This is a genomic window from Lacticaseibacillus salsurae (genome assembly GCF_045862175.1).
Taxonomy (GTDB): domain Bacteria; phylum Bacillota; class Bacilli; order Lactobacillales; family Lactobacillaceae; genus Lacticaseibacillus; species Lacticaseibacillus salsurae.
Window position 1 is genome coordinate 12,103 of the sequence record NZ_BAAFZI010000031.1, and the last position, 17,861, is coordinate 29,963.

14 protein-coding genes are annotated in these 17,861 nt (G+C 50.2%); 9 read left to right on the plus strand and 5 right to left on the minus strand.

Going from position 1 to position 17,861, the window contains the following annotated elements; all coding sequences use genetic code 11:
• Position 1: 1 nt before the first annotated feature.
• The 3 genes from gatA to ACKTSG_RS09460 all read left to right on the plus strand — a co-directional run bounded on the left by gatA (position 2) and on the right by ACKTSG_RS09460 (position 4,036).
• Positions 2-1,456: an Asp-tRNA(Asn)/Glu-tRNA(Gln) amidotransferase subunit GatA gene (gatA, locus tag ACKTSG_RS09450; RefSeq protein ID WP_407894158.1), complete on the plus strand. Its 1,455-nt coding sequence runs from the start codon at positions 2-4 to the stop codon at positions 1,454-1,456.
• On the plus strand, positions 1,456-2,886 hold the full coding sequence (gene gatB, locus ACKTSG_RS09455) for an Asp-tRNA(Asn)/Glu-tRNA(Gln) amidotransferase subunit GatB (RefSeq protein WP_407894160.1): 1,431 nt from the start codon (positions 1,456-1,458) through the stop codon (positions 2,884-2,886). Before gatA ends, gatB begins: the two co-directional genes overlap by 1 nt.
• Before the next feature lie 136 nt (positions 2,887-3,022).
• Positions 3,023-4,036 (plus strand): diacylglycerol kinase, encoded by a 1,014-nt coding sequence (locus ACKTSG_RS09460; RefSeq protein ID WP_407894162.1) that lies wholly within the window; start codon positions 3,023-3,025, stop codon positions 4,034-4,036.
• Between the two features lie 204 nt (positions 4,037-4,240).
• On the opposite strand, the gene ACKTSG_RS09465 is transcribed toward ACKTSG_RS09460, so the two are convergent.
• Positions 4,241-4,834, minus strand: coding sequence for a TetR family transcriptional regulator (locus ACKTSG_RS09465; protein WP_407894164.1), 594 nt, complete (start codon positions 4,832-4,834; stop codon positions 4,241-4,243).
• Between the two features lie 296 nt (positions 4,835-5,130).
• On the opposite strand from ACKTSG_RS09465, the gene ACKTSG_RS09470 reads away from it, so the two are divergent.
• The 5 genes from ACKTSG_RS09470 (at position 5,131) to rlmD (ending at position 13,346) form a co-directional block, all read left to right on the plus strand.
• Positions 5,131-7,989, plus strand: coding sequence for a SpaA isopeptide-forming pilin-related protein (locus ACKTSG_RS09470; RefSeq protein WP_407894166.1), 2,859 nt, complete (start codon positions 5,131-5,133; stop codon positions 7,987-7,989).
• Positions 7,986-9,119: a SpaA isopeptide-forming pilin-related protein gene (locus ACKTSG_RS09475; RefSeq protein ID WP_407894168.1), complete on the plus strand. Its 1,134-nt coding sequence runs from the start codon at positions 7,986-7,988 to the stop codon at positions 9,117-9,119. Before ACKTSG_RS09470 ends, ACKTSG_RS09475 begins: the two co-directional genes overlap by 4 nt.
• Positions 9,109-10,677, plus strand: a complete 1,569-nt coding sequence (locus ACKTSG_RS09480; RefSeq protein ID WP_407894169.1) for a SpaH/EbpB family LPXTG-anchored major pilin — start codon at positions 9,109-9,111, stop codon at positions 10,675-10,677. The genes ACKTSG_RS09475 and ACKTSG_RS09480 overlap by 11 nt, the downstream gene beginning before the upstream one ends.
• An 18-nt stretch (positions 10,678-10,695) precedes the next feature.
• Positions 10,696-11,835: a class C sortase gene (locus ACKTSG_RS09485; RefSeq protein WP_407894171.1), complete on the plus strand. Its 1,140-nt coding sequence runs from the start codon at positions 10,696-10,698 to the stop codon at positions 11,833-11,835.
• Positions 11,836-11,987: 152 nt separating this feature from the next.
• Positions 11,988-13,346, plus strand: a complete 1,359-nt coding sequence (rlmD, locus tag ACKTSG_RS09490) for a 23S rRNA (uracil(1939)-C(5))-methyltransferase RlmD (protein WP_407894173.1) — start codon at positions 11,988-11,990, stop codon at positions 13,344-13,346.
• A 133-nt stretch (positions 13,347-13,479) separates the two neighbouring features.
• Here rlmD and ACKTSG_RS09495 read toward each other — a convergent pair whose 3' ends face one another.
• Both ACKTSG_RS09495 and ACKTSG_RS09500 read right to left on the minus strand, forming a co-directional pair.
• On the minus strand, positions 13,480-13,677 hold the full coding sequence (locus ACKTSG_RS09495; protein ID WP_407894174.1) for a putative holin-like toxin: 198 nt from the start codon (positions 13,675-13,677) through the stop codon (positions 13,480-13,482).
• Between the two features lie 492 nt (positions 13,678-14,169).
• Positions 14,170-15,018 (minus strand): aldo/keto reductase, encoded by an 849-nt coding sequence (locus ACKTSG_RS09500; RefSeq protein ID WP_407894176.1) that lies wholly within the window; start codon positions 15,016-15,018, stop codon positions 14,170-14,172.
• A gap of 117 nt (positions 15,019-15,135) precedes the next feature.
• Here ACKTSG_RS09500 and ACKTSG_RS09505 point away from each other — a divergent pair, with 117 nt between their 5' ends.
• On the plus strand, positions 15,136-15,654 hold the full coding sequence (locus ACKTSG_RS09505; protein WP_407894178.1) for a nitroreductase family protein: 519 nt from the start codon (positions 15,136-15,138) through the stop codon (positions 15,652-15,654).
• A gap of 48 nt (positions 15,655-15,702) precedes the next feature.
• Here ACKTSG_RS09505 and ACKTSG_RS09510 read toward each other — a convergent pair whose 3' ends face one another.
• Complete coding sequence (locus ACKTSG_RS09510; protein WP_407894180.1) at positions 15,703-16,089, minus strand: hypothetical protein; 387 nt, start codon at positions 16,087-16,089, stop codon at positions 15,703-15,705.
• A gap of 119 nt (positions 16,090-16,208) precedes the next feature.
• Complete coding sequence (locus ACKTSG_RS09515; protein WP_407894182.1) at positions 16,209-17,441, minus strand: MFS transporter; 1,233 nt, start codon at positions 17,439-17,441, stop codon at positions 16,209-16,211.
• Positions 17,442-17,861: the final 420 nt, after the last annotated feature.

Here is a 17,861-nt window from a genome sequence, read left to right on the forward strand (position 1 = left end):
TTTGGATTACTTTAAAACTGATATCGACACCTTGCATGACCAATTAGTCGCCGGCACCATGACGGCCGCGGACTTGACCAAAGAAACATTGGCGAATATTGCCGCCATCGATCCTGACATCGACGCTTTTTTGAACTTGAATGATCAAGCGCAAGCGCAAGCCGCTGCCGTTGACGAAGCAGGCATCAATGCCGATCAACCCTTATCTGGCATTCCAGTGGGGATCAAAGATAATATCGTCACCAAAGACTTGACCACCACTGCCGCTTCGAAAATGTTGGAAAACTTCGTGCCGATCTATAACGCCACAGTCGTTGAAAAACTCAACGCCGCTGGTGCCGTTAACGTCGGTAAGTTGAACATGGATGAATTTGCCATGGGCTCTTCCACCGAAAACTCCGCATTTAAAACCACCAAAAATGCTTGGGACCACACCAAAGTACCAGGGGGCTCTTCAGGCGGTTCTGCCGCCGCAGTCGCTTCTGGTCAAGTACTGGCCGCATTAGGGACTGATACTGGTGGCTCGATCCGCCAGCCAGCGGCGTTTAACGGGATCGTTGGCTTCAAGCCAACATACGGTCGGGTATCGCGTTGGGGCTTGATCGCTTTTGGTTCCAGCTTGGATGTGATCGGCACGTTGACTCGCAGCGTGAAAGATTCTGCGCGCGTGTTGAACGTGATCGCCGGCCATGATGACAAAGATGCCACCAGCGCCGAACTTGAAGTGCCAGATTTCACCGCCAAAATCGGTCAATCGATCAAAGGCATGAAAATCGCGTTGCCTGAAGAATATTTAGGCGAAGGCGTTGATCCGCAAATCGCTGCGGCGATTCAAAAAGCCGCCGATCAATTCCGCGCATTAGGCGCCACGGTTGAAACGGTTTCCTTGCCGCATACCAAATACGCGGTGCCAGCTTATTACATCATTGCCAGTTCTGAAGCCAGCTCCAACTTGCAGCGCTTTGACGGGATCCGTTATGGCTTCCGCGCCAAAGACGTGAAGAACTTGACCGATGTGTATGTGCGTTCGCGCTCTGAAGGCTTCGGCTCAGAAGTCAAGCGCCGCATCATGTTAGGGACGTTCTCGTTGTCTGCCGGCTTTTATGACGCGTACTTCAAAAAAGCCGCGCAAGTGCGGACGTTGATTTCAGAAGACTTCAACAAAGTCTTTGAAAACTACGACTTGGTCATGGGCCCGACGACGCCAACGACGGCGTTTGGCATCGGCGAAAAAGTGACTGATCCGTTGACCATGTATATGAATGACATTTTGACGATCCCAGTGAACTTGGCTGGTTTGCCAGCCGCATCGATCCCTGCTGGCTTTGTCGATCACATGCCAGTGGGCTTGCAACTGATCGGCAAGCATTTTGATGAAAGCACGATCTACCAAGCCGCAGACGCATTTGAAAGCCAAAATGATTACCTTGACTTGATCCCAGGAGGTGCACGTTAATGAACTTCAAAACGACCATCGGCCTGGAAGTCCATGTCGAGTTAAAAACCAAATCTAAAATGTTCTCCCCATCCCCAGTGTCATACGGGGCAGAACCAAACACCGAAACTAACGTGATCGACTGGGGCTTTCCAGGCGTTTTGCCAACCATCAACAAAGGCGCTTATTCTTATGGCATTATGGTAGCGTTGGCGTTGCACGCTGACATCACGCGCGACACCCACTTTGATCGCAAAAACTACTTTTACCCGGATAACCCGAAAGCCTACCAAGTGACCCAAGCTGAACAGCCGCTGGCCACCAATGGTTGGGTGGAAATCGAAGTCGACGGCAAAACCAAGCGCATCGGGATTGCTGAACTGCACGTTGAAGAAGATGCCGGTAAAAACCAGCATGAACCAGACGGCTATTCATATGTCGATTTGAACCGGCAAGGCACGCCGCTGGTAGAAATCGTCTCCAAGCCTGACATTGCCAGTCCTGAAGAAGCCTATCAATATTTGGAACAACTGCGCCAAATCGTGCAGTTCACCGGCGCTTCTGATGTGAAAATGGAAGAAGGCTCCATGCGGGTGGATACCAACTTATCTGTCGCTCCCATTGGCGCAGACGCGTTTGGGACCAAGACTGAAATCAAGAACTTGAACTCCTTTAACCATGTGCGCGACGGGTTGGCCTATGAACAAACGCGCCAACAAGCCGTGTTGCGTGCTGGCGGTGAGATCCGTCAAGAAACGCGCCGGTGGGATGTTGACAAGAAAGAAACCATTTTGATGCGGGTCAAAGAAGGCGCGGATGATTACCGCTACTTCCCAGAACCAGACTTGCCACCAGTACATGTTTCTCAACAATGGATCGACCAAGTGGCATCATCCTTGCCACAACCTCCAGCGGCGCGGCGGGCGCATTATGTGTCTGATTGGGGCATTCCCGAATATGACGCTGGCGTGTTGACGCAAACGCTGGAAATGGCGAACTTCTTTGAAGCCACTGTGGCCGCTGGCGCTGATGCTAAGTTGGCATCGAACTGGTTGATGGGTGAAGTGTCTGGGTACTTGAACGCACAACATCAAGAACTTAAAGATGTGGCGTTGACCCCAGAACACTTGGCCCAAATGATCATTTTGATCTCTGATGGCACGATTTCTTCTAAGATCGCCAAGAAAGTCTTCAAAGAGATCATCACCAACGACACCGATCCTAAGGCTTTCGTTGAAGCCAAAGGCATGGTCCAATTATCTGATCCTGCAAAACTGACGCCGATCATTGACGCCGTGTTGGATGATAACCAACAATCCATTGACGACTTTAAAGCCGGCAAAGACCGGGCCATCGGCTTTTTGGTGGGGAGCATCATGAAGCAGACCCGTGGGAAAGCCAACCCGAAAGTGGTCAACCAGATCTTAATGGCTGAAATCAAGAAACGTTGATTTATCAAAAAGTCGCGACCAAATTGGTGGCGGCTTTTTTGATGACACGGATGGTGGCAAGTGCCTTTTGGACTAGCTTTTGGCGGCTGAATCGCGCATAATTAAATTAGAATTTTATTGTGAAAGGACGTGCAAAATGACTCAACGCGCACGATTGATCTATAACCCAACCAGCGGCAATGAAGGCATGCGGCGCTATGTTGCCGACATTCTAAATGTGATGGAACAAGCCGGCTTTGAATCCAGCGCCTTTCAAACCACGCCAGAGCCATTTTCTGCCAAAAAAGAAGCCTCTCGCGCCACCCTTGACGGTTTTGATCTGATCGTCGCAGCCGGTGGCGATGGCACCATCAATGAAGTGGTCAATGGCATTGCGCCACATCGCCACCGTCCGAAAATGGCGATCATTCCTGCCGGCACCACCAACGATTATGCGCGCGCTTTGGCGATCCCTCGCGAAGACCCAGTGGCCGCGGCTAAAGTGATCTTAGGCGGGCAAACCTTGCGCATGGATATCGGCAAAGCCAACAAGCATTACTTCATGAACATCGCTGCCGGCGGGCTGTTAACCGAGCTGACTTATGGCGTGCCAAGCGAATTCAAGTCGATTTTTGGCTATTTTGCTTATGTCATGAAAGGCGCCGAAATGTTGCCAGCGATCAAACAATTCCCGATCCACTTGGAATATGATGACGGCGTGTATGACGGGCCAGCGTCGATGTTTTTGCTGGCAATGACCAATTCCATCGGCGGTTTTGAACAAATCGTGCCTGATTCAAGCTTAGGGGATGGCAAGTTCTCCTTGATCGTGGTGAAAACTGCCAAGCTACCAGAATATTTGGTGTTGATGGGTAAAGTCTTAAACGGCGGCCGCCATGTGGATGATCCCAATATCATTTATACCAAAACGCAAAATCTGGTGGTCACCCGCGAAGACGGTGAAGAGTTGAAGATCAACTTAGACGGCGATTATGGTGGCTCAGCGCCAATGACCTTCCAAAATCTGCGCCAACATATCGAAATGTACGCTAACGTCGCTGACATTCCGGATGGTAATATTGCTGAAGACGCTGCGCAACACGATTACTTGCAAGAAGTTGAATCAATTTCCGAATCCGACATCAACGGCGACGGGAAGATCGGCAAATAATCAAGTCACTGGATAGAAAACCTCTGCCAAGTCAACTCAAAACTTTGGGTTTGCTTGGCAGAGGTTTTTATGTGTTGGTTCATATAATCCAGGGATCTTCGGGATCACAATATGATGATGGCGATCGATGGATAGGCATCTTGTGCAAACGTAAACTCGGGTCCGACGAATTTTTTTGATCGTCAGACCCGAGTTTTTTTATCATTAATTGCCGGTTGAGGCAGGTGTCGATCCGTGAGGCTGGCTAAGGGCTCGCAGGGCGATGATGAACTCTTCAAATTGTTGATGCGACGCTTTGGGATCAAGGGGGTCAGCTGCGTTGATCGTGTTCATAAAGAAACAAAAGCCCAGCTTCGCCAAGTAAGTGGTAATTTCTGTGGAATGGGTCAATAACACCGACCGTTGATCGAGCTGGCGTTTGAAACTATTCGTCAGCCGTTGCGTCACGATGTCGTCAAAATCAACTTCATCAGTATGGATCCGTGACAGCAGGCGCAAGTGCTGGAGCGTTTGGTCAAAATGTGGTGGCAACGGTTTGGCAATGCGCGTCCAGTCGCCGCTTTGGGCGCGCTGGATCAGCATGTCATCTAGCGGGAAAAAGTTGTCTGCGATCAGCTGTGTGGCCAGATCATATTTATCCAGGTAGTGATTGTAAAACGTGGCTTTGCCGATATTAGCCCGTTGCGCCAATTCCGCCACTGAAATTGACGTGAATGGCTTTTCTGCGAGCTCTTCAAAAAAAGCCCTAGCAATGGCTTGTTGCGTTTTTTGCACGCGAAGGTCTTTAATTTCTTGCATGGTACCCCTCCCAAAATGGCACAGCTCATTAAAGAACTATACTTTTCAAAGAAATATCAAGAATCCGAATAATAACTATATTATTTCGATTCATCCCCAAACTGATATTGCTCATCCCTAATAGTATAAACATAAAATAACAGACAAATCTACCTTGACCGACAAATAATAGACGACGTTTTCAAAACGTCTAAAAACTCTGCCTTGATCTTTCATATATTTAGGCTGTCATAACAATACTGGTAAAACGTGGTTGACTACCACTATTGGGGGAATGAGTATGGAAGTGATAGCACATGACAGAGAATAATGCGCCATTTGGGAAGTGGCGGCAATGGTTTCGCCGCGTGGAACGCTTGGCCTTGTTAGCAGTCGTGCTAGGGCCGATCTTACAAGCTCTGGTCGTTCCAACCCAAACGATCGCCGATGATGGCATTACCATCAATTACGACACGACCAATGGGCAGGCGCCTGCAAGCGGCCATGCTTGGCAACCAGAAGGGCAACCTAATGTGTTGAATCCGTTAGGGGGCAATGGAGGGCTAGCAGGGGCGCAATTTTCAACGCAAACGCCATTGACGCCAGATGAGTACCCAATGGCCGGCGATGTTCCTGGATCAGAAGCGCGGCGCTTGTTGAATTTCACGAATCCGGTTTTTCCGGAGGCAACAGATCCTGCTTTTCGCATCAGCAAATACGCCACCCAAACTGGCACGCCTGGTCGCTTTAATGTGACGTTGACCGTGCAAGGGGCCAAGCCTGCTGACAAAGCACCAGATCCATTGGATATCGTTTTTGTCATTGATCGTTCAGGGAGTATGTATCGAGAGATCCCAGATTCGAATTCGCTATTCGGGCCGTCTACCACTCGCGCAGCTGATTTGATGAAGGGCATGGACGCTGCGTTACAACAATTGGGCCAAAAGAACATTGCGGGTAAATTGCAGATCGGCATGGTGGGCTTTGGTAGTCCATTAGTCGACTCAGGCTATTGGCCCAACGGCATGCAACTTACTGGCGAGCATGCGTATGTGCCATTGACCCAAGTGACCGCCACTTCAGGCGCTGATCCGCTAGGGGCGTTGCAAAACCAATTCGATGCGAACTTCGGCGGCTCCAACAACGCCTCGACTTGGACGCAAGATGGCTTGATGCGCGGCGCGGCAATGCTGAATGCTGACAACACACCCAATGCCAGAAAGGTGATGGTGTTGCTAACAGATGGCCGGCCGACTTTTGCCGTGAGTCCTCGTGATTATCCGGCGGATGGGGTTGATGATCCTTCTAAGTCGCCTGATGCGACGCGCTTGTATGCAACCGGCGGATTTGTTGGCAATGGGTATGATAGTGATGGCGTCAGCCCTGTGGTGCAACCAGATGCAGTCGAAAATTATACCGATGACACGGCGTCAGCGATCAAAGCAGAATCCATTTATATTCAAAGCATTGGGATCGATCTTACCGCCGATACCCAACTCGATGCTGAATCGCATTTATCCCAATGGGCCAGTCCTAAAACCGACGGCTCAGGCATCGATTCGCAAAACGTTGACGCGCAAGAGCTACCAACGACGATCGTCAATAACGTTTCTGGGATCATTCATGACTTCACTTATCCAGAAACCATCAGTGATGGCAGTATCAATGATCCCCTGGGGTCACAGTATCACTATGTTGACGGCCAAACCCCAAGCGTGACCAGCGACGGCGCAGATGCGATCAGCGATACTCAACTGGCGCAGATCAGATCCCAGCTCAAATTCGGCGATCGCGCGCTAACGCTGGATCATTTAACCTTAGGCCAAGGCCAAAAGCTCAAAGTGACCTATCAAGTGGCGTTAAATACTGAAGATCCTCAGTTTCAACCAGATCATTGGTATCCGATGAACGGCGACACGACTTTGACGCCGACACCGTTGACCACGCCGGTAAACTTTGGCGTGCCTTCTGGTAAAGCACCAGCTACCAAGCTCACCGTCACAAAACGCTGGCAAGATCTTGATGAAAACCAGCGTCCAGATACGATCACGTTTAACGTGAGTCGCAAAGTTGGGGGCAACCTTGACCCTAAGTGGCAAGCTACCGGTGAGCTGACTAAGGCACAAAACTGGCAAGGCGAATTCGATCATTTGAAACAAAATGGCCAATCTATTCCGCTACCCGAATATTCCAATGACGGGCAGCCAATTACTTACCAAGTCACTGGCGAAGCACAATCAGATGCCTTGACCCAAGGCGGCTACCAACTCGCTTCGATCCAAGACAATACCTTGACCAACCAGCAATATATTCTCAATATCAAAAAATTTGCCGCCGGCGCAGATCTAGACAGTCAACCCTTGACTGGTGCCAAATTTACGTTAACGGATACTGATACACATGCCATCCAAACGGTTGATGGCACCAAGCCGCAACCGCTACATCCAGGCACTTACACGCTTCAAGAAACGACCCCGCCAAAAGGGTTTGATCTTGACGACAAAGCCTTCACCTTCAAGCTCACCCAAGATGGCAAGTTTGAAGCCACTGACGGCCAAGCGTTGCCAGACTTGCCAGCGCAAGGCAAGGCGACTGACGGGGTTTATCAACATGATCAAAATGGCGCCAAGCAAGTCACCTTGATCAAAACCGATAAGCCCACTGTGCCACCGACCACATTGAAAATTAACAAAATCAATGCGGATACTAAAGCGCCTTTAAGTGGGGCTGATTTTTCAGCTGATGGGCTGAATTTCACTAAACAAGCTGATGGCACAGCGTTTGATTCCGATCTCTTGACCTTCGATCATGCGTATACGATCAACGAAACCACCACACCTGATGGCTATGTCGGCTTGAACCAAGCCGTGCATGTCACGGCTAAAGCCGATGGTACGATCCAAGTGGCATTAGGCGATCAAGCTGCCAAGACGTTGTCGGCAACGGATGGCGCAGCAACCAACATTGGCGAGAACGTTTCCGCACAATTGACCAGCGATGGGCAAACCAGTCGCCAAGTCGTGCTAACGGTTGGTAACCAGCCAAAAGGCATTTTGCCTCACACAGGCGGCAATGACTTGTTGAAACTGTGGCTAGCCAGTGTCGCGATGGGACTGACGGCAGTGGCGTTGATGCTCACAGCACGTTGGCAACGGCGAAAGGAGGGCGAAGCATGAAACGCTTAATAATCCTTTTCACGTTGCTTAGCAGTTTGTTAATGGCGACATTATTGTCAGGACACCAAGTTCAAGCGGCAACAACGCAAGTGACTCTTGAACATACGCTCAACGCCGCCAATGGCACCACGCGACCTGGCGTTGGCGCCAGATTTGAGATCTATGACGTAACTGCCGCAAGCCAAAATCAGTCGACTGTTGCGCTGGCACATGAATTAGGCGCCAAAGACGACCAAGCGATCGCGGCTTATATTGCGGCAAAACATTTGCCAAAGTTGCGTTCTGTTGAAACTGATCAAACTGGCTCGGCGTATTTTACCGTTGAAGGCTCGACGCAATCACGCTATTTGGTGGTGCAAACCACACCTGGTGTTGATGCCGGTGATCAACGCGCAATGCCGATTGTGTTTAGCCCAACGCGCGCAGACCAGATCCAAGGCCTAACGCTGGTGACCAAACCAGTGGCAGTGCAACCAGCGGTGTATTTCTATAAATATGCCAAAGGAGTTGATATTCCACTGGCTGGCGCCGTGTTTGTATTGCGTCGCGGCGTTGATCAGTATCTAAGTCCTGATGGCCAGTGGCACCAATCCAAAAACCCACGCAGCGATCCTGATGTCATGCGCGTCACGTCTGATCATCAAGGGTTGGTGTTGTTAACCGGCATGGCATTGCTAAGTGGACGTTATGAAATGCAAGAAGTGCAAGCACCCAGTGGCTATCAGATCACGACTGCATCCCAACATGTCGCCGTGGTGATCCCGCAAACCGGCACTAACGCGGCCATTACCGTCAATGGCGCGGCATTGCGGCCACTATTGGCAGATCAGGTGCAAGCAGGCGAAGCGGCGCGCCAAGCGTTGCGCGTTTATAATGTTCGCCCGTCATTGCCGCAAACGCCAGGAGATGGCCAACCGCCGATCACGCCGCGGCCATTGTTGCCACAAACACCAGGTGACGAGCAACCACCACAAACGCCAAGCGGCCCATCAACGCCGCCGCGGCGCAATTTACCAGATACCGGGGAAGTGAAAATCAGCTTGGCGATCGTCGGGCTGTTGATCATTGGTATCGCGTTACTGTTATGGAAAAAAGGGAACGACATTCAGGAGGAAAAACATGAAAAGTAAGTTAAAGCATTTACTTGCTGGGGCATTACTTATTTTGCCTTTGGCATTACAAGCATTTACGGGACTTCAGGCAGTCAGTGCCGCAGACACCACCCCAACAACACCAGATCCGAATACCACGACTACCGTTGAGTTGACGAAGCTGGTATTTCCACAAGGTGAACATCCGGACTTGTTCAATAATGGGGCTCAAAATACCAATACTGGTGGCACGCCGGTTGAAGGGGTGGAATTTCAGGCCTATAACATCACCGATGCGTTCAACAGCACCACCAAAGACGCTGCCGCGATCAAGAATATCCAAGACGATGCCGCAGCCGGCAGTGACGCTGATCTGCTCAAGAATCCAGTCAGTCCAACGCCAGGGGTGACTGACAAGAATGGGGTCGTCGACTTCGCCTTGCCAAATGCCGTTGCTGGTAAGTATCAGACTTATCTGATTTTGGAAACAAAGTATACCGATCCAGAAACCAACAGTGATAACACAATTGTGGAAAAGTCGACACCGTTAGTTTTGACGATGCCGCTGAATACCGCTAAAAGTGGGGATAAAGTTTACCTTTATCCAAAGAACTTTGATCAGCCTTCAATCAAAAAGGATCTGACTGATACGTCAAAGGACACCTTGGGATTAGGGGATACCGCCGATTACACCATCACCGCGCAAGTGCCATTTGATATTACTTCCCGTGATCAATTCGTGGTCACTGATACACCAGATCAAGGGTTGGATGATTTATTGAGTACTGTCGCAGTTAAAGCAGACGGCCAAGACGTGCCATTCACCCCAACTGCAACCGCTGAAGATGGCAAAGGGGCTGGGTTCAAGCTCACGTTTGATCCAAGCAAGATGGCCGCTTTTGCTGGGCACACGTTAAGCATTACTTACACCGCTCAAGTCACGCAACAAACTGTTGCCAACTTACAAAACCATGCCGGCGTTACCTTTGGTCGCACGCCACATATCATCACTAGTGAACACCCAATCAAAGTCGGTGGCGCGAAGTTCGTCAAGGAAAACGCCAGCGATACGACCAAGAAGTTAGCCGATGCGGTTTTCGTCTTGGAAACGACAGACGGTAAGATCGTCACTATGACCAAAGACGATGCAGGCAAGGATGTTTATCACGATGACCTTGATGCTTCCAAGCTGAATGTGCAAGATTTAAATGCTGCCGTTGAAGACAAAACCGGCCAAGCCAAGGTCGACGCTGTTAAAGCGGAACTGAAGTCGCAACTTGGCGACGGCGCTGAAAATGCGGTTTTGGCAGAATCAAACGGCGATGGGAAGTTTGAATTTACCGGTTTGAAGTATGGCGACTATCACACGGTTGAATTAGCTGCGCCAAAAGGTTTCGCTTTAGCGACTGATTTTACTAAATTTACGGTCAGTGATACCAGTTATGATGACAACGAAGTACCCGTCACCAACACGCCTAAAGGCATTTTGCCACACACTGGCGGGATGGGGATCTACTTGGTGATCGCATTAGGCTTGATCGTCATGGGCGCTGGTTATGTCGTTTTGAAGAAAGGTAGCCATCACCAAGAAGTTTAATGCTTAGAAAGGAGACTCATGGCAAAGCGTCGACGTCCTCGGACTCATTTGCTCACCCAAAGCATTGCCATGATCTGCTTGTTGATCGGCGCAGTGATCGCGTTATATCCCTTTTATGTCGGATCTTTAAACGATGTGTTGGATAATTATCGCTTGGCGCAAAATGAAGCCGCATCACAAAAGCAAGCCGCCGCGCGCATGGCGCAAATGGCCAAAGCCAACGCCCGCTTGCAACAAAAAGGCCTCAACGCCAATGCCGACCCGTTTGCTGGCTTGAGCAAACATGCACGCATCAACTTAAAACGCGATCAACTTGGCGAAATCACCGTGCCTAAACTCAAGCTCACCTTACCGCTGTTTCAAACCCTTAATGAAGAAACCTTGCAAGTAGGTGCGGCAGTGGTACCAGGTACTTCCATGCCAGTAGGCGGGCTAAACACGCATACGGTGATCGCCGGGCATCGCGGGTTAGTCGATCGGCGCTTGTTTTCAGATCTCAACCGCGTCAAGCGTGGGGATGTGTTTGTGTTAAAAGTGTTCAAGCGACACTTGGCTTACAAAGTATTTCGCATTCAAGTCGTGTTGCCAGAAAATACCAGCGTGCTACAAATCGAACGCGGCAAAGATCTCGCGACGTTATTGACGTGCACGCCGTATATGATCAACTCGCATCGTTTGTTGATCACTGGCCATCGGGTGCCTTACACGCCGGCAGTCGCCAAACAAGTGGCTGCGTCAAAGCGCGCTGAACGCTGGACGCAACTGGCGATCTTACTGGGTAGCATCGGCGCATTCGGCTTGCTGGTCGGGTTGATCGGCCGCTATATTCACCGCTTATTGTTGAAACGCCACTTGTTTACGCTGCTGTGTCAAGTCGTGGATGCCACTGGCGCGCCGCAAAAGGCAGATTTTCAACTGTGTCAACCCAATGGCAAGCCGCTGTATCGCCATGGTCAGTTGTTAAAAGCCTCAAGTGATGAACATGGGCAGCTATTGATCGACCAGTTGCCAGGCGGCGTCTACTTACTCAAAACCACTGGGTTCACCGTGCGCGTGGGCACCAAGCGCTTGCGGCAACAGACCATGCAGTGTTACCCCAAGAAACACCAGCGCGGCCGCGTCAAGTACGTCGCTGGCCGCTGGCTGTTGCAGCTGTAATGCTTGGCTCAAAAGACCTCCTTTATCGGAGGCCTTTTTTGCGCGCAGGGAAGTTGCCCACAACTTGGTGTCGTGACAGTTGTGTTTCAGCGCAAAATAAGGTATGGTCAAGTGTACGCAACAATTGCTCAGTGATATAAGGAGAATCGAATTTGGCTAAAACGCCTGTAGTAAAGAATCAAGAATTGACTGTTACCATCGAAGACCTGACTTATGAAGGCATGGGAGTCGCCAAAGTTGACGGCTATCCGCTGTTTGTCGACGGCGCGTTACCTGGCGAAAAAGTCGTCGCTCACATCACCAAAGCCGACAAAAAATACGCCTTTGCGCGTATGACCGAATTGCTTGAAGCGTCAAAAGATCGCGTGGCGCCAAAAGCCAAAGCTTATGCTCAAACTGGCATTGCGCCGTTGCAGCATTTGGCTTACCCGGCCCAACTGAAATTCAAGCAACACCAAGTGGAAACCTTATTCCAAAAGGCCAAGCTTGATATTGAAGTCAAACCAACGCTTGGCATGGCCCAACCTTATGGCTACCGCAACAAAGCCCAAATTCCAGTGCGCATGGTCAATGGCGTATTGACGACTGGCTTTTACAAGCGTCGTAGCCATGAGCTGTTGCCACTGGAAGATTTCTACATTCAAGACCCAGAAATCGACAAAGCAGTGCTGGTGGTACGGGACTTATTGCGCGAGTACAAGATCCCCGCTTACAACGAACAAGATAATTCTGGCGTGATCCGCCATATCGTGGTGCGCCGCGGGTATTTCTCTCATCAATTGATGATCGTGTTGGTGTCAAACACTTGGGCCATCGATCATTTGGAAGAAATCGTCGCTGGTTTGACCAAAGCCTTGCCAGAATTGTCCAGTTTGATGCTGAACTTAAACAACCGCAAAACCAACGTCATTTTAGGCAAAAAAACACGCACCTTGTTTGGCCATGACTACTTGGAAGACAAGTTGTTAGGGAGCACTTTCCGCATCAGCCCGTTGTCCTTTTACCAAGTCAACCCGCAACAAACTGAAGTCTTGTATCAACAAGCTATCGATGCCGCTGGGTTGACAGGCAACGAAACGGTGATCGATGCGTATTCTGGTATCGGGACGATCTCATTGTCCATGGCCAAGCACGCCAAGCGCGTATTAGGCGTGGAAGTCGTGCCAGAAGCAGTGCATGACGCCAAAGTCAACGCCTCGCTGAATTCGATCAAAAACGCCGAATTCGTCGTCGGCAAAGCTGAAGACGTGATGACCAAGTGGGCCGAAGAAGGCTTGCACGCTGACGTGTTGATGGTCGATCCACCACGCAAAGGCTTGGCGCCAGAATTCACTGCCGCAGTCGGTAAAATGTTGCCTGACAAAGTGGTTTATGTGTCCTGCAACCCTGCCACTTTGGCGCGTGATATCGCCGCCTTGCAAGAATTTGGCTACTCCGCCAAGTCCAACCAGCCGGTGGATATGTTCCCGCAAACCACCTCGATCGAATCTGTGACTGTGTTGACCAAGTAAGATGAACGCCTGACTGCCAGTTGTTGGTTGTCAGGCGTTTTTGAGTTTCGCCAATATTTGCCGCGTTTGAAAGTGGCTGTTGAACCGTCTGACAAGTCATGGTAGAATTTGGATATAGAAAAACGCCGTGCTTTCACACGACGCCGCAGACCGTTAAAGACGGCTGGCATTGGTTTAACGAATAAAGACTGTCAAACTCCCTGCACAGAAGTTTATTGACGGTCTTTTTGATTGCCGACGATTGCTTGAATCGGACAATGACCACACCAACGAATGTCAGGACGAACCCGCCAAACGCCAGCATGAGCATTAGCGCATCAGCAACGCTCACAAAAAGGTACCTCCTTCCTCGAGAGTTTGTTTAAAGTGCATAGGCACCACCTCGCAAGGATCAGATTTACCAACCGTTTTCAACTTTCTGCTCAAAACATGGTATCATGACAGAACACACGTTGCATGAAAAGACACTTATATCCTAGTGACTAAACTATTATAGTTTGAATGTGTTTCTTTCACATCACGAATATTATTGTTTTCTTCTATAATGATAACTATTTCTCTTGAAAAGATTGTGCTAACCAAGATATCATGGTAGTATTTAGGTGCGGGAAAACGCCGTGCTGACACACGGCGCCGCAGCCCGTTAAAGACGGCTGGCATTGGTTTAACGAATAAAGACTGTCAAACTCCCTGCACAGAAGTTGAAGTGCCTTACAATTGTTAAACATAGGCATAATGATCGTAGGGCACTTTAGGTTTATTTTGTCTCAAAACCGTACCAAAACGCGCCGCAACCCATCTCGGGTTGCGGCGCGTTTGCGATTTAGCGTTGTGTTTGGTTATGTCTGCCAGCTGGTGAAAAGTCAGGCATGGCATTCAGCGTTTGCATGTCCGCATCGGAGATCTCAAAATCCAGCTGGGTGTTGGCTTGGATATGCGCGGCGCTGGTCGCTTTAGGCAGCGGCAACACACCATTTTGCAAAACGAAGCGCAAGGCCAGTTGAGGCACGGAAACGCCGTAGCGCTCAGCAATCGGTCGCAAGTCGGCGTTGTCTAACAAGCCGCCGGTAGCCAGTGGGGAATAAGCTTCCACCAAAATATCGTGTTTTTGCGCAAAGCCAGCGTTGATCGGCTCAGTGGCACCGATGTAATATTGGATCTGATCGACGGCGGGTTTGAAGTCGCCGTGATCAAGCAAGTTGGCCAGATCATGGTCGTCGAAATTCGACACGCCGATCGCGCGTGCTTGGTGATCCGCGTAAAAGCGTTGCATGGTGTCCCAAGCGACTAAGTTTTGTTTGTCCTGGCGCACGCCTGGCATGGACCATGGCCAAGGCGCATGGATCAAATACAAGTCGACATACGGCATATCCAAGTGGTCCAGTGACCGTTTGAACGCATCCTCGACGCCAATGCGATCTTTGGTTTCAGCCGGTAGCTTGGTGGTGACGAAAATTTCTGAGCGGGGGATGCCAGATTGGTTGATCGCGCGGCCCACTGAGCGCTCATTGCCGTAAACTAGCGCAGTGTCGATGTGCCGATAGCCGGCTTCCAGCGCCTCACTGACTGCGCGGTAAGCCACGTCGCCATCAGGAATCTGCCAGGTGCCAAAGCCCACTTGCGGGATCTTGACGCCATTATTTAAGGTGAATGTATCGGTTAAAATGCTCATATGAATTCCTCCCATTTTTACCCGTTAAGCTTATCATCACCCAGCGACCCTGTCACGGCAAAACATGGTAAACTAAAGGCGTTGGATCAAACTATTTTGTAATAAGAAGGTATCGATATGGAATTATCTAAAGTGTTATCACTGCGACATGCCCAACGTGCCTACACTGGCGCTAAAGTCACCGACGCTCAACTCGACGCGATCTTGCACGCCGCCGAATTGGCGCCAGTGGCGATGGGGCAGTTTGATCAGTATCATCTAACCGTGATCGACGACCCCAAGCTTTTGTCCGCCATTGAAGAAGCCGCCGCTAGTTCATTTCATCGCCATGGCGGTAAAATGCTTTACGGTGCGCCAACATTTGTTTTGGTTTCAGCCGCGGGCGAGCGGAATGCGGACTTTTCCAGCGCCGCGATCATTGCCCACAACATGGCGTTGACCGCCGTTGATGAAGGGGTCGGATTTTGCTACATTTGGGGGGCAGTAGCGGCGATCAACCAAACGCCATCCGTCATCGCCCAGTTGCATTTGCCTGAGGGCTTCAAGCCAGTTTGCGGCGTGACGCTAGGGCAGATCGACACGCCTTATGTCGACAAAGCCACTGATCCTAAACGCATCGGCATCACCCGCTTATAATCAAAAATGCTCTCGTCATCCATTGACGGGAGCATTTTTTCGTGGCGTTCAGCGCAACGGCACATGCTTTTGGGCCATTTCCTGCGCGTTGCATGCCAGCTTCAGTTGGTGGATCACCGCAGCCATGACGGGTTGGCTAGGGTAAAATTGCATATTTTCTGGATGCGTGTTTTGCCAGTCTGCTTCGCCATATTTGCCAGCTAAGCGCTGCAGGTCCTTGGCGGTGTAGCCGAGCTGCTCGGCATACGTCCACATGATCGTGGCTTGTTTTTGCCAGTCGCGCTGGCGCTTTTGGCCATAGCGCCACGCGATCAACGCCAGCACCACCAAGGCGGCGCACACCACCCAAGACGCCACGCTAGGCTTGCTGATGGCCCAAAGGATCACGCCTACCAACCCGATGCCCAAGGCCCCAACCCCATATCGATATTTCATTTCGCTGCTCCTTTGATCTTGCTTCCCCAAGTCAAATATAGATCGGAATGCCAAAGGAAACAACGAACAAAATTGTCATGTACGCAAACAAAAAGTCAGGCTCTCAGCCTGACTTTTATTTATGCTCTGCCAGCACGCAATTGCGGCTCGGTGAACCACAAAATCAAGAAGTTGATCAATAACAAGCAAGCCGTGGCGATGAAAACGACATTGTAGTCGAATACACCGGCCAAAGTCCCGCCAAGCAAGGCACCAAACATGTTGCCCAAGGCTTGAAAAGACTGGTTCCAAGAAAAAATCGCTGAAGTGGCGGTCGTCGGCGAGTTTTTCGTCAGCAAGGTTTGGATCGTAGGGAACAATGCCCCATCCGAGATCCCGACTAATAACCGTAAGATCCCCAAGGTGATGACCCCAGGCACAAAGCCTTGAGGTAAGTATACCAATACCGCAAATAAGTAGCCGCCGATCAAGACTTTGCCGCTGCCATGCCGATCACCATATTCGCCTAAGCGTGGCGCCGCGATAATGTTTGAGATCCCAGGTAGCGCCGCGATGATCCCAGCCACCAACGCAAAGGCGCCGCGGCCATGCATCAATTCTTTGACATACAGTGACACGATCGGAGCGATCGAGGCGTTGCCCAGCTGCACGAACAGCGTGGAAAACAGCAACACGATGATCAACTTGGGATTAGCGAACTGCGAAAGCAATCCGCGTAGTAAGCCTTTTTGATGCGCGGATTTGGGACGCGGTGGGATCGGCACGAAACTTTCTTTCACGAAAAACGCTGACATCAACCCAGTGATCAACAGGAGCGCACTGGTAATGAAGAAAGTATCGCGAATCGAGAAGAATTGCGCCAGCGCGCCGCCTAAAATCGGCCCCATCAACATGCCTGAAGTTGACCCAGTGACCAAGGTGCCTAACGCTTTGCCGGCATTGGAACGCGGCGTTTGACTGGCGATCAAAGCTTGCGCGTTTGAAATATAGCCGGAAAACAAACCTTGCAAGGCGCGCAATGCGATCAATTCCCAAACATTGGTGACCAACCCCATACAAAACATGGCGATGGCCATCCCAAAAGCTGCCCGAATCAACATGATCTTGCGGCCTTTTTTATCCGCCAATGCACCCCACATCGGGCTGACGATGGCTGTGACTAAGAAAGTCGCCGCATACACTAAGCCTGAGTAAAAGGACACTTCGGCTTTGGAAAAGTCGCCTAATTCGCCGACATACAGCGACATGAATGGCATGATCTCTGAAAAGGCGATCCCTGCCACAAAGGTACATCCCCATAAAATCGTAAGGTTGCGCCGCCACGGCGACTTTTGACGTTGTGCTTCGTCCATTGTGACCTTCCTTTCCAAAAAAACATAGGCCAAGCCATTGAGGCTGGACCCATTCAACGTGATTTTTGTGCTGAGAATTTGATCGCTACAATCAAATCGTTGCACATACAGTATTCATAATGCGCGTTAATTGTGAATTTTTTGTGAAGATAGGGTGGGGCGATCATTCTCTTGATTTGCAAGTATCGAAATTTTTTTGGATTTCACCTGTGAAACGGTCATCCGACTTCCTATTATATAAAGCGCATTCATTAGCTTTAGCCTTTAATTAGAATAATCTCATAATTAAAGGGGCTTAGTGTAAAGTATTCCTCGGGAGGGAAAAGTAAGTAATAGGATAACCCCGAAAAACGGTTTGACAAAAGAAGACCGCTTGTCCTCTAATTGAGTTACCACACAACAAGTAGAGAGAAGCGATCT